This window comes from Leifsonia sp. AG29, from assembly GCF_009765225.1.
Classification (GTDB): Bacteria; Actinomycetota; Actinomycetes; order Actinomycetales; family Microbacteriaceae; genus Leifsonia.
In genome coordinates this window covers 3,466,001-3,489,593 of sequence record NZ_VMSF01000001.1, presented here as the reverse complement: position 1 = coordinate 3,489,593, position 23,593 = coordinate 3,466,001, and the positions used below count along the sequence as shown (strand labels likewise).

Sequence of the window (23,593 nt, the reverse complement as noted above, 5' to 3'; positions counted from 1 at the left end):
GGGGTGCATGCCCATCCTCAACAAGGACATGCAGGTCTGCATCTCGCTCGCCGGCCGGCCGAGCAACATCGGCACCCGGTTCCACAACTTCCTCTACGACGAACTCGGACTCAACTTCGTCTACAAGGCGTTCACGACCGACGATCTGGAGGGGGCGGTCCGCGGCATCCGGGCCCTCGGCATCCGCGGCTGCTCCGTCTCCATGCCCTTCAAGGAGGCGATCATCCCGTTGGTCGACAATCTGGAGGCGTCGGCCGTCGCGATCGAGTCGGTCAACACCGTGGTCAACGAGGACGGCTTCCTGACGGCGTCCAACACCGACTACGAGGCGGTCGCGCAGCTGCTCGCCGAGCACGAGGTCGACCCCGCCTCGAGCGTCCTGGTCCGCGGGTCGGGCGGCATGGCGAAGGCGGTCGTGGCAGCCTTCCGCGGCGCCGGGTTCGACGAGGTGACCGTGCTGGCGCGCAACGCGGAGGCGGGGGCCTCCCTCGCCGAGAAGTACGGGTACCGGTGGGTGGCGACCGACCCCGAGCCCGACCACGACGTGATCGTCAACGTGACCCCGCTCGGGATGCAGGGGGCCGACGAGGGCGCCCTGGCCTTCGGGGAGGAGCACATCCGCCGGGCGGCCACCGTCTTCGACGTCGTCGCGTTCCCCTCCGAGACGCCGCTCATCGTTGCGGCGCGCGCGTCCGGCAAGGCGCTGATCACGGGCGCCGAGGTCATCGCCCTGCAGGCCGCCCGGCAGTTCGAGCGCTACACGGGCGTGGCTCTGACGCCTGAACAGGTGGCGCGCGCTTCCGCCTTCTCCCGGCAGTGAGCGCCGCTCGGGGGTGACGGCCTCCCGCCCCGGGGCGGGACGGCTCTCGCTTTCGCACCCTTACCGCCGAGGAGTACCGTTGGCCGCGACAGCAGAGGAGCGGTCGCCATGGGAATCGGCAGCGGGATCTTCATCTTCGTGGTCGGGCTGATCCTGGCTTTCGCGCTCAACGTCGAGGTGAGCTGGATCGACCTCAAGATCACCGGCTACATCCTGATGGGCGCCGGCCTCGTCGTGTTCGTGATCTCGCTGATCTTCGCGCTCCGCACGCGCTCGCGGCGGGTCACCCGGCGGAACGTGATCGACCCGGCTTCGGGGGATCGCATCGAGGAGCGCCGCACCGACGAGTACTGAGCCCCTGCCGCCTAGACTGTCCCCGTGACCGACGACCTGCTCGCCCTGGAGAACCAGGTCTGCTTCGGGCTCGCCGTGGCCGCCCGCAGCGTCATCGCGCTCTACCGGCCGGTGCTCGAGCCGCTGTCGCTCACCCACCCGCAGTACCTCGTGATGCTCGCCCTGTGGGAGCGCGAGCCGCGCAGCGTGAAAGATCTGAGCGAGACCCTCCAGCTGGAGCCGGCGACCCTCTCACCGCTGCTCAAGCGGCTCGAGGCCACCGGCTACGTCGAACGCCGCCGCAGTGCGGCCGACGAGCGGGCCCTGGAGGTGCGACTCACCGAGTCGGGCCGGACGTTGCGCGCGGAGGCGGAGGCGATCCCGTCGCGGATCGTCGCTCGACTGGGCCTGCCGGTGAGTCAGTTGGAGAACCTGCGGGAGAGCCTCCAGGCGATCATCGCGGCGGCCGTGCGCGCCGACGAGCCGGTTCGCTGAGGGCCGCCTCGCTGGTCGGCCCGGTTCAGGCGGCGGCCGGACACACCAGCCGGGTCGCGTCGCGCTGGCCGCCCGGACGCAACACGGTGTGCTCCGTCATCGGCCGCCCGCACATCGGGCACGGTGCCGACGGGGAGCGGCGGTCCGGGCCTTCCGGATGACCCGCGCCGAGCTGCGCCGGCCCCGCCACTCGGATCAGCTTCTCGTTCCAGCGGGAGTACCAGTTCGCGAAACGGCTGGACATGTCTCCTCGATTCGTTAGTGCACTAACGAATAATGTACGCGCCCCCGGTTCACGCGTGCGAGGCGTTCACTGCCAGCTGACGGAGTGGAACGTCGCGCGGCGGTAGGGGAGGAGGGTTTGCCCGACGCGCCATGAGTCGACGGGGAGCGGAGGTGCGGACGCGAGGTTTGCGTCGATCGTTCCTCCTTTGGCGACAGGCCGGCCGCGGCCGTGTCTTCGGGGCTGCAGCGCGCCACGCGCTCTTCCCCCGGGTCGGCCGACGCGCCTAGAGTGCGGACGGGAGGCTCCTGATGCCACGACTCGTCTTCTCCGCGATCGCCTCGCTGGACGGGTACACCGCCGACACTGCGGGCGCGTTCGACTGGGCCATGCCCGACGAGGAGCTGCACGCCTTCGTGAACGACCGGTCGCGCGCCGTCGGCACCTACCTGTATGGCAGGCGCATGTACGACACGATGCACGTCTGGCAGGACATGCCCGCCGCTGACGATCCGCCCGTGATCGCCGACTACGCGCAGATGTGGAAGGCCGCCGACAAAGTTGTCTTCTCGTCGACCATGACGGAGGCGCGCACGCCTCAGACGCGGGTCGAGCCCGTCTTCGACCCGGTCGAGGTCCGAGCGCTCGTCGACGCGTCGGATCAGGACGTGTCGATCGGCGGACCCACCATCGCAGCAGCCGCGTTCACTGCCGACATCGTCGACGAAGTCGAGCTCTACCTCGTTCCGGTCTCGGTCGGCGGCGGCACCCCGGCGCTGCCCCTCGGACGGATGCTGCGGCTCGCCCTGCTCGACGAGCGCCGGTTCGCCGGCGGCGCCGTCTATCTCCGCTACGCGGTCACTCGATCCGCAGGGTGACGCTCGGCCGGTCGAGCGCCTCCTCGAGGGCATCGAGCGAGATGCCGTGCTCCATCACGATGGCGACCGGATAGAAGAAGGACTCCCAGCCGCCGGACGAGGTCGGCACCGCCAGCTCGGTCTCCTCGAACGGGAGCGGGTCCCCGGCCGTGCGCGTCACCAGGGCGCCGTCGTCGCCCAGCTCGACCGACACGGTGCGCGTCGGCATGCCGTTCTGGAGGTGCGCCCAGCTCATCGCGGGCAGCCGCACGTCGATCATCGCCCGGAAGACATCCCGCTGCTCACTGAGCAGGGCGGCCGTGCCTCCGATGGTCTCGCTGGCGCCGAGGAGGAGCATCCACCCGTTCATCGGCGCCGTCAGGACGAGGGCGCCGGACGCCTCCCCCAAGTGCGGGTTCTCGCACCAGGAGAACTGCTCGTCGAGGATCTCGGCCTCCAGCTCGGACGCGATCCCGCGGGCAGGCCCCGCGGGCAGGAGGACCCAGCTCGCGGTGCCGAAGACCTCGAACAGCGCGTCGCTGAGGACCGGGATGCGCTCGGACACGGCACGATTCTAGGACCGGGACCGCGGGCGGCCGTGCGACGCGCTACCTCGTGGCCTCGACGAGCACCCGCGAATCGATGAAGGAGTGCACGCTCTCGTCGATGTGGAACTGCGTGTGCGAGAGCCGCGCCTCCCTCGACGCCAGGAAGACCCGGGCCGCCGCGCGATCATGGTGCAGTCGGCCGAGGGAGACGGCGAGGCCCACCAGCACCGCTGCCACGAGGAGACCGGCCCCCCACGGGATGAGGCCGTCGACCGCGGGCACGGCGTCCGTCGCGATCAGGGCCGCGGCGGCTCCCCCGATCGCCGTCACCAGGAGGGACGACACCATGAGGGGTCGACGGGCCGCCGCGACCGGGCCGGTCGAGAGCAGCAGGCGGGCCTCGGCGACGCGGCGTTCGTGCTCGCGCCGCCGCTCCTTCGCCCAGTGGAGGTCGCGGGCGTGCCGGCGGGCGAGGCGGTGCGCCTCGTCGTGGGCGCGGTTGTAGGGCAGGGTCGGGTGCGGGTTCACAGCGTGTCCTTCGGGTCGACGTGACTGCGTAACTGAACGCGAGCATAGTCAGAAAGGTCAGTCTGTGGGTCAATTGGAGGACATGATCTGTACCCCAATTCGGGCGACAGCCACCGGCGGCCGCGTCACCCGCGGTCATGAGAACCCCATAGTCGACCTGCAGCCTGTTCACAGGCGACGTAAGAAAGCACCAAGAAAGCGTCAGCATCGTGGAGGACATGGAACAGACGGTCAGCCTGTCGCCCCCCTCCCGGAGGGTGCGGCTCGGACGATCCGCCGCCGCCGCCCGGCGCGGCTCGAGAACGGTCCGCGTCGCGCTCGTCCTCGGGGTCGTGATCGTGCTGGCCATGTGGTGGCTGAGCGTGCCGGCCGCCTTCGCCGCCACCCCCGCCCACGCCTTCACGTCGATCGGCGAGCTCAGCGGCATGGTCGGCGCCTTCCTCATCTGCGCCCAGGTCCTCCTGATCGCGCGGGTCCCGTGGTTCGAGCGGGCGGTCGGCCTCGACCGGCTCGTCGCCTGGCACCGTTCGCTCGGTGCGACCGTCCTGTTCCTCGTCATCGCCCACGTCGTGTTCATCGTGATCGGCGGTCAGCTGACCGACAAGAACCCGCCGTGGACCGAGTTCCTGTCGGTCCTCCAGTCGTACCCGGACATGACGGCCGCGCTCGTCGGCACCCTCGCCTTCATCGCGGTCGGCCTGAGCAGCGCCCGGCTGATCCGCGCCAAGCTCTCCTACGAGGTCTGGTACTGGCTGCACCTGACCACGTACGTCTCGATCTTCCTGACGTTCCTCCACCAGCTGAGCGGAGGCGCCCACTTCGTCTCCTACCCCGTCAACCGCATCCTGTGGATCGCCCTCTACCTCGCGACAGCCTCGGCCGTCCTGACCTGGAGGTTCATCCTCCCGACCATGAAGGCGTGGCGGAGCCGCATGCGCGTCGTGGCCGTGGTGCCGGAGGGACACGGGGTCAACAGCGTGTGGCTGTCCGGTCCCCACATCGACGAGCTCGGTGTGCGGGCGGGCAACTTCCTCCTGTTCCGCTTCTTGAGCTGGGGCCACCTCGGTACCGCGCACCCCTACTCGGTGTCCGCGGTCCCGGCCGACGGGCACCTCCGGATTACCGTCGGCGAGCTCGGCGACCACTCGGGACGCCTCCCCGCGCTCAAGCGCGGCACCCTCGTCTTCGCCGAGGGCCCCTTCGGGCAGTTCACCGCCGACAAGGCGAGCCGGCCGCACATCCTGCTCATCGCGGGCGGGGCGGGCATCGGCCCGATCCGGGCGCTGGCGGAGGAGCTCTCCCGGCGCGGCGCCCGGCCGGTCGTCCTCTACCGGGCCCGGTCGCAGGAGCGCCTCGCGCTCCTCGGCGAGCTGCAGCGCATCCCCGGCGTCACGGTCGTGCCGCTCGTCGGCTCCCGCTCCGACCTCGGGTACGACCCGCTCGACGCGGAGTACCTGCGCCGGATCGTCCCCGACCTGCACAACTGGGAGGCGTTCATCTGCGGGCCGGAGGGCATGGGCGAGAGCGCGGAGGCGTCCCTCCGGTCGCTGCGGATGCCCAAGCGATTCATCCACCGAGAAGAACTGAGCATGTCATGAACTCGAAGTCCTGGCGGGGAACCGTCCTCTTCACCGTCATCCTCGTCACCATGGGCGCGACGGTCGGCCTCAAGCTCTACGGCCTCGGCGAGGACGTGACGGCCGCGCCGACCTCGGTGCACGCCAGCACGGCGGCCGGCTCGACATCCGGAGCCGCGCCGGCCCCCTCCTCCTCGGCGAGCGCGGGCAGCACGCCGTCGGCCTCGGCGAGCCCCTCTGCGGCCGCGGCCACCCGCACGATCACGGGCTCCGCCGTCGACACGCGGTACGGTCCCGTCCAGGTGCGGATCACGCTCTCGGGGAGCACGATCACGGCGGTCGACACCGTCCAGTCGCCCAACGGCAACGGCCGCGACCAGGAGATCAACCAGCAGGCGCTGCCGATCCTGCAGAAGGAGGCGCTCGCCTCCCAGTCGGCGAACATCGACTCGGTGTCGGGCGCGACGTACACCTCCGAGGGCTACATCCAGTCGCTGCAGTCGGCCCTGGATCAGCGGTGACGACTCCGGGCAGGGGCCCCGCGGCTCCCCGGCCTATACTGCGCAGGTGAGCGCGAATCCCCGCGTCCTGATCGCCGAGGACGACAGCCGCCTCGCCGGGATGCTCGACGCGCTCCTCCGCTCGGAGGGGTTCGAGGTGGAGCTCGCCCGGGACGGGCAGCGTGCGCTGCACCTCGGGCTGACGACCTCGTTCGACGTGCTCCTGCTCGACCGCGGGCTGCCGGCGGTCGAGGGCCTCGACGTGCTGCGGGGGCTCCGTGACAGCGGGGTGACCACGCCCGTCTTGATCCTCTCGGCCCTCGGCACACCGCCCGACCGGGTGGACGGCCTCAACGCCGGCGCCGAGGACTACCTGGCGAAGCCGTTCGACATCGACGAGCTCGTGGCGCGACTCCGGGCGCTCACCCGCCGGGCGGCGACCACGGTCCCCACGGTCCGGTTCCCGGGCGGCCGGCTGGACGCCGACGGACGGACCGTCATCCTCGACGACGGCCCGCGCGTGCTGCTCTCCGAGCGCGAGTCCGCCCTGCTCGAGCGGCTCGCGCGCCGGCCCGACCAGGTGTTCTCGCGCGCGCTCCTGCTCGAGGAGGTGTTCGCCGACGCGGACGACCCCGGCGTCGTCGACACCTACGTGCACCACCTGCGGAAGAAGTTCGGCCGCAGCCTGATCGAGACCGTCCGCGGGATCGGCTACCGGATGGGGTCGCTCTCGTGAGGTCCGCGGACGATCGCGAGCTGCGCTCCGCCTCCCTGCGCCTCGCCGCGCAGTTCGCCCTGATCATCGTCGCGCTGTTCGTGGCGCTGGGCATCGTCGTCTACAGCGTCGTCGCTGCGGGCCAGTCCGAGGCCGCGAAGAAGGCGCTGGCCGACGCCTCCCTCGTCGACTCGGTGCACGACGCGCCTCGCAACCTCCTCATCACCGTCATCGACCCGGGCGACCCCCAGGCCGACGCGCAGGGTCGTGAGAGCTCGCCGAACCTCCCGGAGGGCCTGCCGGACGAACGGGCGCTGCAGCAGGTCATGGAGCACGGCGGCTCGGTGTCGGAGGTGGTCACGGCCGAGGACGAGCGCTACCTCACCGAGACGGACGTGCGCCACGGGCGGGTCGTGCAGATCTCGTACGGTCTGCGCGAGCAGGAGGAGGAGCTCGGCCGTCTGGTCGCCGCCCTGCTGATCTCGGGGATCATCGCGACTCTCGCGGCCGCGGGGATCGGCCTGGTCATCGCCCGCCGCTCGATCCGGCCGCTGGCCGACGCCCTCGCGCTGCAGCGGCGGTTCGTCGCCGACGCGGGCCACGAGCTGCGGACCCCTCTGACGCTGCTCAGCACCCGCGCGCAACTGCTGCGCCGCCGCCTGGCATCCGGAGGCGACGAAGCCGCCGGGCTCGACGGGGAGGTGCGTTCCGGGCTCGATGAGATCGTGGACGACAGCCGCGCGCTCACCGAGATCGTGCAGGACCTCCTGACCGCCGCCGACCCCCGGCAGGACACCGAGAGCGAGGGTGTCGACCTCGCGGAGCTCGCGGGCGCCGTGGCCCGGTCGGCGCAGGGACGAGCCGAGGAGCAGGGGGTGGAGATCCGCGTGCAGACGGCCCGGGAGGCGGTGGTGAGCGGCGCCCCCGTCTCGCTGCGGCGCATGATCGTGGCCCTCCTCGACAACGCCCTCGAGCACGCGCGGGCGGAGGTGCGGGTCATCGTCGAGCTCGCCGGAGGCCAGGTCGTCCTCCGGGTCGAGGACGACGGCCCCGGCTTCTCGGCCGGAGTGGAGTCCCGGGCCTTCGAGCGGTTCGCCACGGCCCGCGACTCGGCGCCGGACGAGGTGCGCGCCCGGCACTACGGCCTCGGCCTCGCCCTCGTGGCGGAGGTCGTGAGCCGGCATCGCGGCACGGTCGACGCCTCCAACGGCGCCGACGGCGGCGCGGTCGTCACCGTGCGACTTCCCCGCCGCCGCTGACGCGCGCGCTCCGGAGCGCGGCCAGGATCGCGGCCAGGTCCACCGCCTCCTGGAGCAGCGCGCCGACGATCGCCGGGATGAAGCCGAAGGCCGCGACGATCATGAGGACGACCGAGGCGGCGATGCCGAGCCAGATGCTCTGCAGCGCGACGGTGACGGTTCTCCGCGCGATCGACACGGCGTCGGCGACGCGGCCGATGTCGTCGACGAGCAGCACCACGTCCGCCGACTCGCTCGCCGCCGTCGCCCCCTTCGCACCCATGGCGACCCCGACGTCCGCACTCGCGAGCACGGGCGCGTCGTTCACCCCGTCACCGACCATGACGACCGGGCGCTCGCGGATGGAGGCGACGCGGGCCACCTTATCGGCGGGCAGGCATTCGGCCTGGAAGCGGTCGATGCCGAGCTCCGAGGCGATGCCGGCGGCGGTCTCCTCCGCGTCGCCGGTGAGCAGCTCGATGTCGGAGAGACCGAGCGCGTCGAGCCGCCGGAGCGTCTCCACAGCGTTCGTCCGGGGACTGTCCCGGGCGATGAGCGCGCCGGCGTAAGCGCGGTCGACGGCCACGTAGACGGCGAGCTCGCCGCTCTTGATGTGCTCGCGCGGTGCGTCGGGCGCGAAGGAGCGCACGAACGACAGTTTTCCCACAGCCACCGAGTGCCCGCCCACCCGCGCCAGGACGCCGTCGGTGGCGCGCTCCTCGGCGGAATCGACCGGGCGCAGGACGAGCTCGCGCTCCTCCGCGGCGCGGATGACGGACGAGGCGAGCACGTGCGACGAGAACTGCTCCGCACTCGCCGCGAGGGTGAGCAGCTCGTCGGCATCGAAACCGCTGGAGGGACGCAGCTCGCGCAGCTCCGGATGCCCCGCCGTCAGCGTCCCCGTCTTGTCGAACACCATGGTCTTCGCCGTGGCGAGGCTCTCGAAGACCCCTCCGCCCCGCACGATGATCCCGCTCCGCGCGGCCCGGCTCATCCCTCCGATGAAGGCGACCGGCGCCGCGATGAGCAGCGGGCACGGCGTCGCCAGCACGAGCACCTCCGCGAACCGGACCGGATCGCCGCTGACGAACCAGGCCGCCGCACCGAGCAGGAGGGAGAAGGCGGTGAACGGCACCGCGTAGCGGTCGGCCAGGCGGACGAGCTTCGCCTTGCTCCGCGCCGCCGCGGCCACGAGCGCGACGATCTGCTGGTATTGACTGTCCGCGGCGAGCGCCGTCGCCCGGAGGCGCACCGCTTCGGTTCCGTTGACGACGCCGCTGAGGACCGCCTCCCCCTCGGTCTTCTCGACCGGGATGCTCTCCCCCGTGATCGACGACTGGTCGAACGTGCCGGCCGGGCTGGTGAGCACTCCGTCCACGGGCACCACCTCGGAGGGGCGGACCAGGAGGAGGTCCCCGACGGCGACCTCGCCGATCGGGATGTCGACCACGGCGTCTCCGTCGAAGCGGTGGGCGAGCCGCGGGTCGCGCTGGAGGAGGGCGTCGAGCTCTCGGCGGGCGCGCCGGCCGGCGTAGTCCTCGAGGGCGTCGCCGCCGCTCAGCATGAGCACCACGATCAGCGAGGCGGCCACCTCCCCCACCAGCACCGTCGCGGAGATGGCGACGATCGCGAGCAGATCGACGCCGAACGCACCCGCGGCGATCGACCGCACCATGCGGACCGTGTAGCCGAGCGCGACGGCGATCGAGTAGCCGCCCGCGAGCCACGTCGCCGCCTGCAGCTGACCGCTCAGCGCCAGGAGTGCCGCGACGACGCCCACGAGGAGGGTCAGCGAGATGATCCAGTACCGAGTGGCGAGCACGAGGAGGCGCGGACGGGGGCGCCGGGGCGCGGGAGGCGCGGCCGTGCGCTCGGAATGCGGGTCCGCCATCCGGTCAGTCTTGCGCGCCCGGCGGGGACGGGGCGGGGCGAAGGTCCCATCGGCCGCCCGCGCCGACCCCCCGCCGACCCGACTTATCCACACCCTCCCGACCTCTTTGAACGATTGAACCGTCACTGCTGGCCCCCTCACGGACGGAGGGGCTGCTTGAGGGGGCCATTGGTGACCGTTCAATCGTTCAACGGGGTTGGGGGGGGGACGCAGGGGCCTTTGTGCCCTCCCCGGCCACGAGCGTCGGGCGGCACCCTCGATGACGAGCATGGGAGGCGCAATGAAACGCTGGATCCGCATCGTCCTGGCCGTCCTGACCTCTCTCGTCGGGGTGACGGCCATCGCCGGAGGGGTGGCCCTCATCATCGGCGCTGTCACGTCGTCACCGGGAGGCGCGGTGCCGCCGCAGGCCTTCCTCGGCGGCAGCCCCTTCAGTTCGTACGTCACGCCGGGCCTCCTCCTGGCCGTCGTCGTCGGAGGCACCCACCTCGTTGCGGCGCTCCTCATCGGCCGGGGTTCTCCAGTGGGGCCGTTCGCCGTGGCGGTCGCCGGTTTCGGGCTGCTCATCTGGATCTTCGTGCAGATGATGTTCATCCCGTTCAGCCCGCTGCAGGCGGTGTACTTCGCGGCCGGGCTCGCCGAACTGGGCTTCGTCCTGCTCGGGCTCGGGCTGTTCCCGCGGACCGAGCACACCCAGGAGCGCTCAGTGAGCGCGCGGGGACAGCGTCGTGAAGCGTGATGCGCGCCGCGCCACCCGGTGACGGTACGCGCGGGTGCGCCGCTTCGGTGCGGGCGCCCCGCTGAGTCGGGCCCAGTACCAGAGCTTCGCCGCCTCGACGAGGACCAGGTAGGCGATGACCAGCGCGACCAGCGCCAGGAAGAACGGCAGCGGCAGCGCGGTGAATCCGAGCAGCCCGGCCATCGGCGAGTAGGGCAGCCATGCCCCGATCGCCACGACCGCGAGCACCGACAGCGCGAGCGGGAGGGAGGGCCGGCTCCGGAGGAACGGCACGCGCCGCGTCCGGATCGCGAACACGATGAGCGTCTGCGTCGCGATCGACTCGATGAACCAGCCCGACCGGAACTCGGGAGGCGCCGCCTGGAACGCGAACAGCATCAGCCCGAAGGTGGCGAAGTCGAAGACGGAGCTGATCGGTCCGAACAGGAGCATGAAGCGGCGGATCGCCCCGATGTCCCAGTGCGAGGGCGCCCTCAGCTGCTCGGGGTCGACGTGGTCGGTCGGGATGGCCAGCTGGCCCGTGTCGTAGAGGAGGTTGTTGAGCAGGATCTGCCCGGGCAGCATCGGCAGGAACGGCAGGATGATCGACGCGATGGAGGCGCTGAACATGTTGCCGAAGTTGCTGGAGGTCCCCATGAGCACGTACTTGATGGTGTTGGCGAACACCCGGCGGCCCTCGATCACGCCGTCGGCGAGCACGTCGAGGTCCTTGTCGAGGAGCAGCACGTCGGCGGCGTCCTTCGCCACATCGACCGCCGAGTCGACGGAGATGCCGATGTCCGCCCGGTGCAGGGCGAGCGCGTCGTTGACGCCGTCGCCGAGGAATCCGACCGCGCGGCCCTTCTTCCGGAGCGCCCGGATCACCCGCGCCTTCTGCTCCGGCGAGACCCGGGCGAAGATGGAGGCGTCGCGAGCCGCCTCCACGAGCGGCGCGTCGCCGAGCGACTCGACCTGCTCTCCCGTCAGCGTGCCGCGGCTGGCCACGCCGAGCGCGGCCATCACGCGTTCCGCGACGACGGCACTGTCGCCGGTGGCGATCTTCACCTCCACGCCGAGCTCGGCGAGCCGCGCCAGCGAGCGGTCCGCGCCCGGCTTGACGCCGTCGGTGAAGGCGAGGAAGCCCCGCAGCGTGAGCCCGCTCTCGTCGTCCGAACCCAGGGTCTCGCGGCCGGAATCGCGGGTCGCCACCGCGATCGCACGCGCGCCCTCCGCGTAGAGCGCCTCCAGCGCCGACGTGGCGTCCGGGTCGACCCTCGTGCAGGCCGGCAGGACCGACTCGGGCGCACCCTTGACGACCACGATCGACGCGGATCCGGTTGCGGCGACCAGCGCTGCGGCCCGGCGGCGATCATGATCGAACGGCCGCGCGTCGATCCGCCGGTACGCGCCCGCGCGAACGCGGACCGCGGGGTCGGTCTCCCACAGCGCGGCGTCCAGGGCGTTGAGACCCACGGGCGACGGGTCGGCGGGGTCGGCGTCGGCGGCGAGCAGGCCGAGCAGCATCAGCTCGTCGGCCGCGACGCCGTCGAGCGGCACCGCCCGGTCGAACACGATGTCGCCGGTCGTGAGAGTCCCCGTCTTGTCGGTGACGAGGAGGTCGAGGTCCCCGAGGTCCTCGATGCACACCATCCGCTTGACGAGCACCCGCCGCTTGGCCAGGGCGCGCGAGCCCGACGCCAGGCTCGTGCTGACGACCGCGGGGAGCAGCTGCGGCGTGATCCCGACGGCGATCGCCAGCGAGAAGAGGAGGGACTCGAGGAACGGGCGCCCGAGCAGCATCGCCGCCACGAAGATCACCGAGGTGAGGATGAGCGCGACGATGAGCAGGAAGACGGAGAAGCCGGCGAGGCCGCGCTGGAACTCGGTCTGCGGCTCCTGAGTGCCGAGCCCCACGGCGATGCGTCCGAACTCGGCATCGGCCCCCGTCGCGACCACCACGCCGAGGCCGCTGCCCGCGTGGACCACGGTTCCCATGAGGGCGCAGCAGCCGAGGTCGCCGATGCCCGAGCCGGCGACGACCGGCGCGACCCCTTTCGCCGCGGCGCGCGCCTCCCCCGTGACGATGCTCTCGTCGCACTCGAGCGCGGTCGACTCGATCAGGCGCAGGTCGGCCGGCACGACCGTTCCCACCGCAAGCGCAACAATGTCGCCGGGGACGAGCTCGGTGACGTCGACGCTCCTCCGCACGCCGCCTCGGATCACGACGGCCGTGTGCCTCAGGCGGTCGTGGAGAGCGTCCGCGGCGATCTCGGCCCGGAACTCGTTGACGAAGCCGAGCCCCACGCTGACGACGAGGATGACCGCGATGATCACCGCCTCCACGCCCTGGCCGACGAACGCCGAGACGAGCGCCGTGGCGAACAGCAGGAGGAGGATGGGGCTGCGCACCTGCCGGCCGAGTACCCGGCCGGGCCGCGCCCGGTGCCCGTGCACGGCGTTCGGTCCGGCGGCGGCCAGGCGACGCGCCGCCTCCTCATCGGTCAGCCCGGCGGCCGAGACCCCCTGCGCCGAGAGAACGGCCGCGGCGTCGAGCGCCGCTGCCGACCGGACCGCGCCGGCCTCTCCATCGACGGCCGCCTCGCGAGCCTCGATCACCGGACGACCACGACCGGAGTGCGGAGGTTCAGCAGGACGTCGTGGCCGGTCGAGCCCAGCATCAGCCGTCTCGCGCCGCGCCGGTTGCGAGTGCCGAGCACGAGGAGGCGCGCCTCCTCCGCCGCCATGACCAGGCCCCTCGCGGGCGCACCCTCGAGCACGCGGGTACGGACCTCCAGCTCGGGGTGGGCCGCTCGCACGGGCTTCGCGGCCTGCTCGACGACACGGGAGCGTCGGTCAGCGAGCGACAGCTCCGGCACGAATCCCGCGAGGAGCGGATTCGCTGTGAAGCCCGCGCAGACGATCGTCAGCGGCTCCCCCGCCCCGGCGGCCTCGTCGGCGGCGAACGCCACGGCTGCTTCCGAGGAGGGCTCCCCGTCGACCCCGACGACGATCCCGTGGCCGTGGGCGCTCCAGCCGTGCGGCACGACGGCCACCGGGCAGGACGCAGCGGCGGCGACCCGGACCGCGAGCGAGCCCGTGAATCCGTGATCGGTGTCGGCGCGCGACCTCGAGCCGATCACCAGCAGCGCCGCGTCCTCCGACGCGGCCTCCAGCTCGGCGCCCACGTGCCCGTAGCGCCGGCTCACCGTCACACGGACGTCGGACACCACGGCCGTCCCGCGGGAGGCCGTCGAACGAGCCGGCCGCAGGCGCGCCTCCTGCACACGCTTCGCCGCGAGCTCCCGCTCCCGCGACAGCAGCGCCTCCGCCGCCTCCACCAGAGCCGCGTCCGGATCGTCCGGATCGTCGGACCAAGTGCGCTCGATGACGAACACCAGCTCCACGGCCGAGCCGTCGCGGACCGCCCGGTCGACCGCCCACTCGAGCGCCGCGCGGTGGTGCGGAGAGCCATCGACGCCCACCAGGATCATGCCGGCCATGACGCCCCTCCAACCTTCGCTGCGGACGCGGACGCGTCGAGCGTCGCAGGCGCGGTGCCGGTGCGGCAGTGCCGAAGGTCCCTTCCGCGACGGGGCCCGATGTGACCTTGGGCCCTCCCGTCCCCGTGCCCGTCCCGCGAGGGTGGAGGAATGAACGACACCAGCACGACCACTCGCGCCACCATCGTGTACGAATCCATGTTCGGCAGCACCCGCAGGGTCGCGGAGGCGATCGCGGAGGGACTGCGCGAGCAGGCGGAGGTGACCCTCCTGTCGGTGAAGGAGGCTCCCGAGTCCTTCCCGGACACCGACCTCCTGATCGTCGGCGCGCCGACCCACGCGCACGGCCTCAGCCGTCCGGCCACCCGCACGGAGGCCGGTCACTGGGCCGACGAACCGGAGCGCCATCTGGCGCTCGAGCCCGACGCCGAAGGCATCGGCGTGCGGGAGTGGCTCGAGACCTGCGGGACGCCACCCGCGCACTTCGCCGCCTTCGACACCCGCGCCGACATGACGGAGCTGTTCACCGGCTCGGCCGCCGTCGGCATCGAGAAGCGGCTGAAGAAGCTCGGCTCCCGGCGGTTCGTCGAGCACCGGAGCTTCCTGGTCGACAAGGAGAGCACGCTCGAACCGGGTGAGCTCGACCGGGCGCGCGAATGGGGCCGCACCATCGCCACCGAGCTCAGGGCGCCCGCGATCCGCTGAGCGGCGGATCGGCGGCCGATCAGCGGCGGTCGGCCGCCTCCGACCCGTGGATGACGAGCACCGGGCAGTCGGCGTGCTCGACGCACGACCGCGACACCGAGCCGAGCAGGAGGCCCGTGAAGCCTCCGAGCCCGCGGCTGCCGACGATCAGCATCTCGGCGCCCTCCGCCTCGGCGATGAGCTGCCGGGCTGCGGAGCCGGTCCGGATCACCGACGAGTACCACTCGGGTCGATGGCCTCCGAACACCTCGCGCGCCGCATCCTCCGCGATCGCGTGGGCGTCCGCCTCCGGCGACCAGCCCTCGATGACGTAGCCGGGCCACGACTGCGGGAACTCCCACACGGTGACGCCGACCAGCGTGCAGCCGAGGCGCTCGGCGATCCTGACGCCGCGGCGCAGTGCCGAGAGCGAGGCGGCGGAGCCGTCGACGCCCACGACGATGCGGCCCCCGGGCGTGATCCGGTCGTCGTCGGTGCTCGCCTCGTTCATCTCGCCGGTCACCACCGCTCCGGCTCGGGCTCACGGCGGAAGCGCCTCCCGGACAGCTGCGTCACGTCGATGTGGACGTAGCGGTATTTCAGCGTCGGGATCCACGGCTGCAACGGAGCGCGGTCGGCCTCGTCGATCTCGGCCTGGTGCTCGAGCTGGCGCGCGCGGCCGTGGGCGACCACGCTCCAGGCCTCGTCATCCGTGTACCCGTCCGTCTCGAACGCGACCGAGTCGTGCACGGTCAGTTCGAGCAGCTTCGTCCCCGGAGCCGTGCGGATCAGGATGCTCTCGCCGTCGGAGTAGTAGTTGATGGGGTAGATGTCGGCCTCGCCCCCGGCGGCGGTGGCGAGACGGCCGAGCGTGCCTCTCCTCAGCAGCTCGCGGCACTCCTCCTGGTCCAGGACCCGGACCGCCTCATCCTGCGACATGCGCGTCTCCTTTCACCCGGTCGGTCTGCATGCGGTGGTTCGCCGGACCGGTCGGCGTCGGCGCGTGCACCACGATCGTGGGCGACGACAGATTGAGCAGCACCTCGTATGCGACGGCCCCGAGACTCCCCTGCTGCGCCTCCGGCCGCCGCGAATCGCCGATCACGAGGAGCTCCGCGTTGCGGGAGAGCTCATTCAGCGCGGCGCCGGCCGGGCGCCGGACGACGCGGCTCCGGATCGCGATGCCGGGCTGGCGTCGCCGCGCCCGGGCGACGGCCGCGGCCAGCAGGCCGCGGGCCTCGTCGTCGCGCCGGAGCTGCCAGTCCCGGAGCTCGTCGTCGCTGTCGACGTCGAACGGCACGTGGGCGTTGGAGGAGCGAACCGTCAGGAGTTCGCAGTGCGCATCGCAGGCGAGGTCGGCGGCGAGATCGATCGCCGCTCCCCCGGCCGGCGTGTCGTCGACGCCGACGACCACCCCGCGCCGCATGCGCGAGGCCGACTCGGGGATGATGGCCACCGGCCCCACGGCGAGATTCGCGAGTTGGAGGCTGCGCGAGCCGAAGGCGCGGCCGTAGTGGAACCCCGTCTTGTGCGTGCCGACGACGAGCATCCGGTCGGGGGCGCTGAAGGCCGCCAGTTCGACCATCGGGCTGCCGGTCCGCAGCTCTCCGTCGACGGCGACATCCGGAGCCAGGGCGCGGGCGTACTCGAGCTCCTCCCGGAGCCGCTGCTTCGCGCCGGCGTCCACCTCGTCGATCAAGCGGGTGCCGACCGCACCCCACTCGTCGTCGGCGACGTGCACCAGCGACACCGGAGCCCCGGACGACGTGGCCCGGGCGAGCGCCCAGCGGATCGCGGCCCGGGCGGGGACGGACCCGTCCACACCGACGATGAATGCGCGCATGTCCATCTCCTACCTCCGTCCGAAGTCTTCTCGCGAGCGGCCGGGGCCCGAAGGGCCGTTGGTCCCGCGGGACCTTCGCCCCTGCTCCGCGCTCCGGCGTGTCGGCGAGCCTCTCCCGTGAGGGACGAGAAGGGGAACGACGATGATGCGACGCACGGTGGTCGGCTGGAACGGTTCCGAGCCCGCCGAGGCCGCCCTCGAGTGGGCACTGCGGCGGTCACGGGACGCGGGATCGACCGTCGAGCTGCTCGACGTGGTCGACCGCGACCTGTTCCTCGGCGACCCGCGAGCCCTCGATCACGCGACGACGCAGGAGGAGACCCGTTTCGCCGGGCGAGTGGAGGCGCTGACCACCTCCCACCCCGGCGCGCTCTCCGGCCACACCCTTCTCGTCGGCGACCCGCTGGAACTGCTCGCGCAGCAGGCGGGCGCCGACACGCTCGTGGTGGTCGGGACGGCCCACCGGGCCGGACCGCGCGGCCGCTACGGCTGGTCCCTGGGCTCCCGCCTCGCGACGGGAGCGGGAGGCGCCGTCGCCATCGTCCCGGCCGAGCCGTCCGGGAGAATGCGGGGCCGCTCCGGAGTGGTCGTCGGCATCGACGGCTCCGACATCGGCCGGGTCGCCCTCGACGTCGCCGCGACCGAGGCGGAGGCGCTCGGTCAGCCGCTGATCGTCGTCCACTGCTGGCAGCAGCCGCTCGCCGAGGAGCCGCTGATCGTGCCCGACGACGAGTTCGTCGACTCGCAGCAGGCGGCGCACCAGGAACTGCTCGACGACCACGTGCAGGGCCTCGCGCAGAAGCGCCCCGGCCTGGAGGTGCGCCCCGTCCTCCTCCGGCAGAACCCGGTGTCGGGTCTGCGGTCGCGGTCGCAGGACGCGTTCCTCCTCGTCGTCGGCAGCCGCCGCCTGACCGGGTGGAGGCGCGCCTGGCTCGGTTCCGTCTCGCACGGCCTCATCCTCGACCTCGCCGCGCCGACCATGGTCGTCGGGCCGGAGATCACGGCGTCGCGGTGACCGTCCGCGGGACCGCCCAAATCGGCACCGCCCACGGCTTCCGCCCGCGCTACACTCGGCCCGTAAGCGGAGACTGCTCCCGCCGCGACCCGGACGGAGAGGGGTGCGAGGTGCAGGGTGACGAACCGATCACCTTCCCGGACGCTCCGCGCGCCGAACTCGATCGCACCCTGAGCGCGCTCGTCGACCAGGCGCACCGCGTGCTGGAGACGCAGGGGAGGCTCCGCGCGCTCGTCCGTGCCAATCGGGCGGTCGTCTCCCACCTCGAGCTCCCCACCGTGCTGCGGACGATCGTCGAGTCCGCCGTCGAGCTCGTCGGCGCCCGCTACGGGGCGCTGGGGGTGATCGCCGAGGGAGGCGGCAGTCTCGAGCAGTTCATCCACGTGGGCATGGCGGAGGAGGACGTGGAGCGCATCGGGCACCTCCCCGAGGGCCGCGGCCTCCTGGGGGCTCTGATCGACGATCCGCGGTCGATCCGCATCGAGGCGATCGACGCCGACCCGCGTTCCGTCGGGTTCCCCGAGGGCCATCCCCCGATGAGCGCGTTCCTCGGCGTCCCGATCGTGGTGCGGGAGGCCGTGTACGGCAACCTCTACCTCACGGAGCCCGCCGCGGGCCGGTTCTCGGAGGACGACGAGCAGCTCGTGCGCGCGCTCGCCGCGACCGCGGGTTTCGCCATCGACAACGCGCGCCTGTTCGCCGAGACCGCGGCCCGGCAGGCGTGGAGCGCCTCCGCCGCGGAGATGACCGCCACCATCCTCGGCGGCGACGGCTCCGACGCGCTGCCTGAGCTCGTGTCGCGCGTCGAGCAGCTCACCGGCGCCGGCCTCGTCGTCGTGCTGGACGTCGACCTCGAGCACGAGTCCGCCCACGAGGTCGCAAGGAGTGAGCAGGCGCAGTCGGAGGCGGGCTTCGGCGAAGCGACGCTCCACAACGATCAGCTCCGTGCCTCCATCGAGAGCTCCCAGCCGAAGCGCGTCGACGACGTCGGCGACCTCGACGGCCCGACCGGGCGGAGCGCAGGCGCCGCGCTCATCGTGCCGTTCGACGGTCGATCCAGCCGTCCCCATGTCCTCCTGGCGCTGAGGGACCAGGGTGCGCCTCCGTTCAGCGGATTCGACCTCGAGCGGACGGTCGCGTTCACCCGGCAGGCCGAGATCGCGATGGAGCTGGCCGGCGCCCGTGCCGACCGGCAGCGGATGCTCCTCCTCGAGGATCGCGCGCGGATCGCGCGGGACCTGCACGACCACGTGATCCAGCAGCTGTTCGGCGCGGGTCTCGAACTGCAGAGCCTGGAGTCGCTGCTCGACGATCCGGCAGCGGTGGAGCGCATCGACGGGACGGTCCGCTCCCTCGACGACGCGATCGCGCAGATCCGGACGATCATCTTCGCCCTGTCGCGGCCGCGCGACGACGATGCGGGCCTGCGCCACCGGCTGCTCGACATCGTGCAGGAGGTCGGCGGTTCCCTGCCCGAGCCGGCCACCCTGTCGTTCGCCGGCCCGGTGGACGCCGTCGCGGACGACCGCGTCGCCGACGACATCGCCGCGTTCGTGCGGGAGGGACTCACCAACGTCGTGCGCCACGCGGGCGCGCGCAGTGCCTCCGTCGCCGCCAAGGCCTCGCCGGAGGAGATCACCGTCTCGATCGTCGACGACGGCCACGGCATCGGCGAGACGACGAGGAGGAGCGGTTTGGGGAACATCGCAGAACGCGCGAGACAGCACGACGGCGTGCTCGAGGTCGACTCCGACGAACGCGGGACCCGGCTCTGCCTCCGCCTGCCGCTCGCGGCCGGGGTGGGCTGATGGCCGCGATCCGCGTCTTCCTCGCCGACGACCACGAGATCGTCCGCCGCGGCATAGCGGCGCTCATCGACGCGCAGGACGACATGGAGGTGGTCGGCGAGGCGGCCACGGCCGCGCAGGCCCGGTCCCGGCTGCCCGCGGTGCGACCCGATGTGGCGGTGCTGGATGTGCGCCTCCCGGACGGCAGCGGGATCGACGTGTGCCGCCGGATCAAGCAGGACGACCCCTCCATCCGCTGCCTCATGCTGACCGCGTACGACGACGACGACGCCCTGCGGGCGGCGATCATCGCGGGCGCCGACGGGTACGTCATCAAGGACATCCGCGGGAGCACGCTCCTCGACGACATCCGCGCCGCCGCCCGGGGCAAGCGCCTCATCGACCCCCGCGTCGCCTCGCGCGTCACCTCCCAGCTGCGCGAGCCCGCGGCCGGGGACCCGCGCTTCGACTCCCTGGGCCTCCGCGAGCGGCAGGTGCTCGCGCTCATCGCCGACGGGCGCACCAACCGCCAGATCGGCGAGCAGCTGGGCCTCGCCGAGAAGACGGTCAAGAACTACGTCAGCTCGCTGCTCGCGAAGCTGGGGCTCGAACGGCGCACGCAAGCCGCGGTGCTCCATCTGGAGCACCGCGGCGGAGGGTGATCGGCCGGTTCGGGTCCGGTCGATCGACTCAGCTCTTCGCCGAGCCGGTCGTGATGGGGATGTGGGTCGACGCCGGGGCGCCGTCGTAGGGCACGGTCACCTTGAGGACGCCCTTCGTGAAGGCGGCCTGGATCTTGGAGGTGTCGGCTCGCTGCGGCAGCGCGATCCGCCGGTAGAAGCTCTGGCTCGACTCGCGGACCACGTACTTCTTCTTCTTGTCCTCCTCCTTCTCGTGCCGCTCCGCCTGGATCACGAGCGCACCGCCGTCGATGTCGACGCTCACGTCGCCCTCGTCGAAGTGCGGCAGGTGGACCTCGACGACCATCTGGTTGTCGTTCTCGGTGTAGACGTCGGTCGTCGGGAGGGTGGTGCGCCGGAGGGAGGCGAACATGCCGTCGTCGAAGAAGTCGCGTTCCAGCCGTGCCAGCTCGGTCATCGGATCGTATTGGACGAGGTTTCGTGCCATGGTCGGGTTCCTTTCGTACCGTCCGGCGGCGCCCCGCAGGTCACCGCCGCTGTCTCGGGTCAGAGACTAGGTCGGTCCCCTCGGGCGGTCTCAGGGCCGAAGGTCCCGGGGCGTCCCGTCGGAGGACCTTCGACTCCTCCCGGATTCGCGGCCGCCCGCCAGGCTGATGGTCATGGAGAGCACCGCGCAGACACCGATCAGCCATCCCCCGGCGGCCCGGGCCCAGACCGCCGATGAGACCGGCCGCTCGTACGCCGACCTGACCGTCCGGGAGGCGGTGGAGGCGGAACTCGCCTGGACGCCCGACGTCCACGCGCCGCGCATCGGCGTGGCCGTGACCGACGGCGTCGTCACCCTAACGGGCGATGTCGAGTCGCTGCACGAACGCATCGCCGCGGTGAAGGCCGCGGAGCGGGTCGCCGGGGTCCGGACGGTGGCCGACGAGCTCCGCCTGCCGAGCCGGAGGCGCGAACCGGACGGCCGCAAGCTGGCGGCGGCCGTCGACGCCATCCTGGCCTGGACCTCCGGCGTCCCGCACGAGGGAATCCACGCCGAGGTGCACGGGCACGACGTCGTGCTGACCGGGACCGTCGAGTGGGATCACGAGCGGGTCGCCGCCAAGAAGGCGGTCGAGCGGGTGCTCGGCGTGCACTCGGTCGAGAGCAGGATCGAGCTCTCCCGCCGCCCCGACGCGGCCGATGTGGGCGAGGAGATCCGGCGCGCGATCATCAGGAACGCGATCGTCGACGCCGGGCGCATCCAGGTGCTCGTCAGCGACCACGAGGTCACCCTGGCCGGCACGGTGCGCTCCTGGGCGGAACGGCAGCAGGCGGTGCGGACCGCGTGGTCCTCCCCGCACGTCCGGGAGGTGCACGATCGGCTCGAGGTCGTCCCCTAGGCGGTCGGGCGCGGCTCGTCGGGCCGGACCACCAGCACCGGGCAGCGCGCCTGGGTCGCGCAGTAGAGGCTCACCGAGCCGAGGAACGGCGAGGCCAGTCCGCTCAGGCCCCGGCTGCCCACGACGAGCATCGCCGCGTCCCGCGACCTCTCGACGAGCACGGACCCGGCATGGCCGGGCTCCGCGCGCAACGTCACCCAGTCGGGCCAGGCGCCCGCGAACTCCTCGCGGGCGATGCGCTCGAGCGCACCGAAGGCGACGACCTTCGGCGAGCGCTCCGGCTGCGGGAAGTAGGCGTCGTACATGGACGTCGACCGCTGCCACGCCATCACGGCCTCGAGCGGAACGTCGAGCGCACGGGCGAGCCGGACCGCCTCGTGGAAGGCCCGACGCGACTCCTCCGAGCCGTCGACGCCGCAGACGATCGGGGCCGATGCTCCCCGGGAGGGGTGCAGGGTGTCGCTCACCAGGTCTCCTCGACGTCGCCGTCGGGCACGAACACGTATTCGGCGGGGGTGACCAGCACGGGACACGGGAGGTCGAGCAGCACGTCGTGGCTCACCGAACCCAGCAGGGAGGCGGCGAAGCGTCCCCTCCCGCGCGTTCCGACCACGATGGCCACGGCTCCCGCGCCCCGCTCGATGAGCGCCTCCGCCGGGTTGGAGCGCACGAGCACCGGCACGATGTCCGCCTGCCGAGCCGCTGGAACGTCGGCGATCGCGTCCAGGATCACCTTGTTCTGCGCCTCCTCGAAGGCCGGATCGACCTCCCGTCCCTCCTCGATCGCACGGTGGAACGTCTCGGGGACGTCCCACGCGTGCACCGCCTCCACGACCGCGCCGGTCCAGCTCGCCTCCATCACGGCGGCCGAGAGGGCGGTCCGGGCGAACGAGGAGTCGTCGACCCCCACCACGACCACGTTCCGCGGCGGCCGCGGCCGGTCGGGCACGACCGCGACGGTGCAGTCCGCCTTGGCCGCGAGAGACAGCGGGAGGCTGCCCGTGCGCGACCCCCTGTCGCCGTGGCGCTTGTCGGTGCCGACCACGAGCAGCGCGGCTCCCTTCGACGCGTCCAGCAGGACGTGCGGCGGCGAGCCGTCCACCCAGCGGAACTCGGTCGCGATCTCCGGTGCGAGAGCGTGGACGTGCCCCTGAGCCTCCTCGAGCGCGACATCCGCCGTCGTGGCCACGTCGAACCGCGGTCCGAAGACAGCGGTGCCCAGCCGGGAATCGACCGCCTGCACGACGTCGAGCCGGCCCCCGCGGCGAGCGACGCGGTCGGTCGCCCAGTCCAGGGCGCGCCAGGCGGACGGTGTGCCGTCGAAGCCGACGACGACGCGGCCGTCGCTCACGGGAGCACCTCCTCCTGCGCCCCTTCGGACCGGCCGCTGAGCGTGTGGAGGCGGATGCGGAAGACGACCGCGGCGGACGAGGTGCGCCCCAGGTCGGCCTCGGCGCCCGGGAGGCGCGGGATGTCGAGCGTCCGGGTCAGGCCGACCTCGGCGTCCGGATGCGTCTCGGTGGTCGCGGGAGGCAGCAGCGGCCGGAACCGCTCGATCAGGATGTCGAGGCCGCGCTTGGCCTCCTCGCCGACGAGCTGCTCGAACCGGCCCCAGGCGATCGCGCTCCGCCACCGGTCCACGGTCTCGACCTCGTCGACCTCGAAGCAGACCTCGGGCTGCGAGCGCAGCGCGCGCAGCTTCCTGCCCTGCGCGCTGTGGCCGTAGATGCAGCCGTCCCGGTAGGCGTAGGAGATCGGGACGACGTACGGCACGTCGCCCTCCACGAGGCCCAGGCGCCCGACGGCCTGGGAGGCGAGCAGTTCGTCGATCTCGTCCCGTGTCATCTCCTCGGGCATGGTGCGCTCCTTCCGGTCGGCGGCTCAGGTCGAGCCTCCCGTGCCGGACGGTCCCGCGGCTAGGACCTTCGGCCCTTGCCGCCGCACGGGCGCCCGGGCTGTACTGTGCGCATGAGCAGCCGCAGCGCCTCCCTGAGCATGCCGGACGTCCCCGCCTCCGGCCGGGCCCTCCTCCTCGCCGCCGTCGCGTGGAATCTCGCCTGGAAGGGCGCCTCCGTGTGGCGCGCCGCACGCAACGGCAGCAAGCCCTGGTTCGTCACGCTCCTGCTGAGCAACACGATGGGCGTCCTCGACGCGATCTATCTCTTCGGCGTCGACCGGCGGCACCGGTCGGAGGACCTCGAGGAGGAGGAGATCCTCGAGATCACGGGCGAGCCCGAGCAGCTCGGCCACCCGCAGGAGACCTGACGGATCCCGAGCAGGATTCGAGAAGCGGCG

The 23,593-nt window shown here is 72.3% G+C and carries 28 protein-coding genes; 15 read left to right on the top strand and 13 right to left on the bottom strand.

The genetic code is table 11. The annotated features are described in order from the left end of the window. Positions 1–7 precede the first annotated feature (7 nt). The 3 genes from FPT20_RS16875 (at position 8) to FPT20_RS16865 (ending at position 1,648) form a co-directional block, all read left to right on the top strand. Positions 8–820, top strand: a complete 813-nt coding sequence (locus FPT20_RS16875) for a shikimate 5-dehydrogenase (RefSeq protein ID WP_158867429.1) — start codon at positions 8–10, stop codon at positions 818–820. 108 nt (positions 821–928) lie between these two features. Continuing rightward, positions 929–1,174, top strand: coding sequence for a DUF6458 family protein (locus tag FPT20_RS16870; RefSeq protein ID WP_158867427.1), 246 nt, complete (start codon positions 929–931; stop codon positions 1,172–1,174). 24 nt (positions 1,175–1,198) lie between these two features. Next, positions 1,199–1,648, top strand: a complete 450-nt coding sequence (locus FPT20_RS16865; RefSeq protein ID WP_158867425.1) for a MarR family winged helix-turn-helix transcriptional regulator — start codon at positions 1,199–1,201, stop codon at positions 1,646–1,648. A gap of 25 nt (positions 1,649–1,673) precedes the next feature. Here the strand turns inward: FPT20_RS16865 and FPT20_RS16860 are convergent, their stop codons facing one another. Continuing rightward, on the bottom strand, positions 1,674–1,892 hold the full coding sequence (locus FPT20_RS16860; protein WP_158867423.1) for a hypothetical protein: 219 nt from the start codon (positions 1,890–1,892) through the stop codon (positions 1,674–1,676). Between the two features lie 290 nt (positions 1,893–2,182). Here FPT20_RS16860 and FPT20_RS16855 point away from each other — a divergent pair, with 290 nt between their 5' ends. Next, entirely contained in the window at positions 2,183–2,749 is a 567-nt protein-coding gene (locus FPT20_RS16855) for a dihydrofolate reductase family protein (protein WP_158867421.1), read from the top strand. Here FPT20_RS16855 and FPT20_RS16850 read toward each other — a convergent pair. Both FPT20_RS16850 and FPT20_RS16845 read right to left on the bottom strand, forming a co-directional pair. After that, on the bottom strand, positions 2,730–3,293 hold the full coding sequence (locus FPT20_RS16850; RefSeq protein ID WP_158867419.1) for a hypothetical protein: 564 nt from the start codon (positions 3,291–3,293) through the stop codon (positions 2,730–2,732). The two genes, FPT20_RS16855 and FPT20_RS16850, sit on opposite strands and share 20 nt — an antisense overlap. Positions 3,294–3,336: 43 nt before the next feature. Then, complete coding sequence (locus FPT20_RS16845; protein WP_158867417.1) at positions 3,337–3,804, bottom strand: hypothetical protein; 468 nt, start codon at positions 3,802–3,804, stop codon at positions 3,337–3,339. 218 nt (positions 3,805–4,022) lie between these two features. Here FPT20_RS16845 and FPT20_RS16840 point away from each other — a divergent pair, with 218 nt between their 5' ends. Genes FPT20_RS16840 through FPT20_RS16825 form a run of 4 tightly spaced genes read left to right on the top strand, consistent with a single transcriptional unit; the run spans position 4,023 to position 7,855 of the window. Beyond that, positions 4,023–5,402, top strand: a complete 1,380-nt coding sequence (locus FPT20_RS16840) for a ferredoxin reductase family protein (RefSeq protein WP_158867415.1) — start codon at positions 4,023–4,025, stop codon at positions 5,400–5,402. After that, a complete protein-coding gene (locus tag FPT20_RS16835; protein ID WP_158867413.1) occupies positions 5,399–5,902 on the top strand; it encodes an FMN-binding protein in 504 nt (167 codons plus the stop codon). The genes FPT20_RS16840 and FPT20_RS16835 overlap by 4 nt, the downstream gene beginning before the upstream one ends. A gap of 46 nt (positions 5,903–5,948) precedes the next feature. Further along, on the top strand, positions 5,949–6,617 hold the full coding sequence (locus tag FPT20_RS16830; RefSeq protein WP_199245884.1) for a response regulator transcription factor: 669 nt from the start codon (positions 5,949–5,951) through the stop codon (positions 6,615–6,617). Beyond that, entirely contained in the window at positions 6,614–7,855 is a 1,242-nt protein-coding gene (locus FPT20_RS16825; protein ID WP_158867411.1) for a sensor histidine kinase, read from the top strand. The genes FPT20_RS16830 and FPT20_RS16825 overlap by 4 nt, the downstream gene beginning before the upstream one ends. Here FPT20_RS16825 and FPT20_RS16820 read toward each other — a convergent pair. Then, complete coding sequence (locus FPT20_RS16820) at positions 7,827–9,725, bottom strand: heavy metal translocating P-type ATPase (RefSeq protein WP_158867409.1); 1,899 nt, start codon at positions 9,723–9,725, stop codon at positions 7,827–7,829. The genes FPT20_RS16825 and FPT20_RS16820 overlap by 29 nt on opposite strands. A 280-nt stretch (positions 9,726–10,005) precedes the next feature. Between FPT20_RS16820 and FPT20_RS16815 the strand changes: the two genes are divergently transcribed. Then, complete coding sequence (locus tag FPT20_RS16815; RefSeq protein ID WP_233265591.1) at positions 10,006–10,464, top strand: hypothetical protein; 459 nt, start codon at positions 10,006–10,008, stop codon at positions 10,462–10,464. Here FPT20_RS16815 and mgtA read toward each other — a convergent pair. Together mgtA and FPT20_RS16805 are read right to left on the bottom strand one after the other, a co-directional pair. Beyond that, positions 10,429–13,059, bottom strand: coding sequence for a magnesium-translocating P-type ATPase (gene mgtA / locus FPT20_RS16810; protein ID WP_199245882.1), 2,631 nt, complete (start codon positions 13,057–13,059; stop codon positions 10,429–10,431). The genes FPT20_RS16815 and mgtA overlap by 36 nt on opposite strands. Beyond that, positions 13,056–13,943 (bottom strand): universal stress protein, encoded by an 888-nt coding sequence (locus FPT20_RS16805; RefSeq protein ID WP_158867407.1) that lies wholly within the window; start codon positions 13,941–13,943, stop codon positions 13,056–13,058. The genes mgtA and FPT20_RS16805 overlap by 4 nt, the downstream gene beginning before the upstream one ends. A gap of 150 nt (positions 13,944–14,093) precedes the next feature. Between FPT20_RS16805 and FPT20_RS16800 the strand changes: the two genes are divergently transcribed. Then, positions 14,094–14,648: a flavodoxin family protein gene (locus FPT20_RS16800; protein ID WP_158867405.1), complete on the top strand. Its 555-nt coding sequence runs from the start codon at positions 14,094–14,096 to the stop codon at positions 14,646–14,648. A gap of 19 nt (positions 14,649–14,667) precedes the next feature. Here the strand turns inward: FPT20_RS16800 and FPT20_RS16795 are convergent, their stop codons facing one another. The 3 genes from FPT20_RS16795 to FPT20_RS16785 are packed head-to-tail and all read right to left on the bottom strand — an operon-like array spanning position 14,668 to position 16,470. After that, positions 14,668–15,150, bottom strand: coding sequence for a universal stress protein (locus FPT20_RS16795; protein WP_233265590.1), 483 nt, complete (start codon positions 15,148–15,150; stop codon positions 14,668–14,670). After that, positions 15,147–15,566, bottom strand: coding sequence for a pyridoxamine 5'-phosphate oxidase family protein (locus tag FPT20_RS16790; protein ID WP_158867403.1), 420 nt, complete (start codon positions 15,564–15,566; stop codon positions 15,147–15,149). Before FPT20_RS16790 ends, FPT20_RS16795 begins: the two co-directional genes overlap by 4 nt. After that, entirely contained in the window at positions 15,553–16,470 is a 918-nt protein-coding gene (locus FPT20_RS16785; RefSeq protein ID WP_233265589.1) for a universal stress protein, read from the bottom strand. Before FPT20_RS16785 ends, FPT20_RS16790 begins: the two co-directional genes overlap by 14 nt. A gap of 142 nt (positions 16,471–16,612) precedes the next feature. Between FPT20_RS16785 and FPT20_RS16780 the strand changes: the two genes are divergently transcribed. The 3 genes from FPT20_RS16780 to FPT20_RS16770 all read left to right on the top strand — a co-directional run bounded on the left by FPT20_RS16780 (position 16,613) and on the right by FPT20_RS16770 (position 19,934). Continuing rightward, positions 16,613–17,485: a universal stress protein gene (locus FPT20_RS16780; RefSeq protein WP_158867399.1), complete on the top strand. Its 873-nt coding sequence runs from the start codon at positions 16,613–16,615 to the stop codon at positions 17,483–17,485. Positions 17,486–17,595: 110 nt separating this feature from the next. After that, positions 17,596–19,293 (top strand): GAF domain-containing sensor histidine kinase, encoded by a 1,698-nt coding sequence (locus tag FPT20_RS16775; RefSeq protein ID WP_158867397.1) that lies wholly within the window; start codon positions 17,596–17,598, stop codon positions 19,291–19,293. Beyond that, positions 19,293–19,934 carry a response regulator gene (locus tag FPT20_RS16770; protein WP_158867395.1) on the top strand — a complete coding sequence of 214 codons (642 nt, stop codon included), beginning with the start codon at positions 19,293–19,295 and terminating at the stop codon, positions 19,932–19,934. The genes FPT20_RS16775 and FPT20_RS16770 overlap by 1 nt, the downstream gene beginning before the upstream one ends. Positions 19,935–19,962: 28 nt before the next feature. Here FPT20_RS16770 and FPT20_RS16765 read toward each other — a convergent pair whose 3' ends face one another. Next, positions 19,963–20,400, bottom strand: coding sequence for an Hsp20/alpha crystallin family protein (locus FPT20_RS16765; RefSeq protein ID WP_158867393.1), 438 nt, complete (start codon positions 20,398–20,400; stop codon positions 19,963–19,965). Positions 20,401–20,572: 172 nt separating this feature from the next. On the opposite strand from FPT20_RS16765, the gene FPT20_RS16760 reads away from it, so the two are divergent. Then, positions 20,573–21,298: a BON domain-containing protein gene (locus tag FPT20_RS16760; protein WP_158867391.1), complete on the top strand. Its 726-nt coding sequence runs from the start codon at positions 20,573–20,575 to the stop codon at positions 21,296–21,298. Here FPT20_RS16760 and FPT20_RS16755 read toward each other — a convergent pair. From FPT20_RS16755 to FPT20_RS16745, 3 genes are read right to left on the bottom strand one after another with little or no spacing between them, the layout of a single operon-like run. Continuing rightward, positions 21,295–21,765 (bottom strand): universal stress protein, encoded by a 471-nt coding sequence (locus tag FPT20_RS16755; protein ID WP_233265588.1) that lies wholly within the window; start codon positions 21,763–21,765, stop codon positions 21,295–21,297. The genes FPT20_RS16760 and FPT20_RS16755 overlap by 4 nt on opposite strands. Continuing rightward, positions 21,762–22,649: a universal stress protein gene (locus tag FPT20_RS16750; protein WP_158867389.1), complete on the bottom strand. Its 888-nt coding sequence runs from the start codon at positions 22,647–22,649 to the stop codon at positions 21,762–21,764. Before FPT20_RS16750 ends, FPT20_RS16755 begins: the two co-directional genes overlap by 4 nt. Then, positions 22,646–23,155 carry a pyridoxamine 5'-phosphate oxidase family protein gene (locus FPT20_RS16745; protein WP_158867387.1) on the bottom strand — a complete coding sequence of 170 codons (510 nt, stop codon included), beginning with the start codon at positions 23,153–23,155 and terminating at the stop codon, positions 22,646–22,648. The genes FPT20_RS16750 and FPT20_RS16745 overlap by 4 nt, the downstream gene beginning before the upstream one ends. A 111-nt stretch (positions 23,156–23,266) precedes the next feature. Here FPT20_RS16745 and FPT20_RS16740 point away from each other — a divergent pair, with 111 nt between their 5' ends. Further along, a complete protein-coding gene (locus tag FPT20_RS16740; protein ID WP_233265587.1) occupies positions 23,267–23,563 on the top strand; it encodes a DUF5652 family protein in 297 nt (98 codons plus the stop codon). The last annotated feature ends 30 nt before the right edge of the window (positions 23,564–23,593 follow it).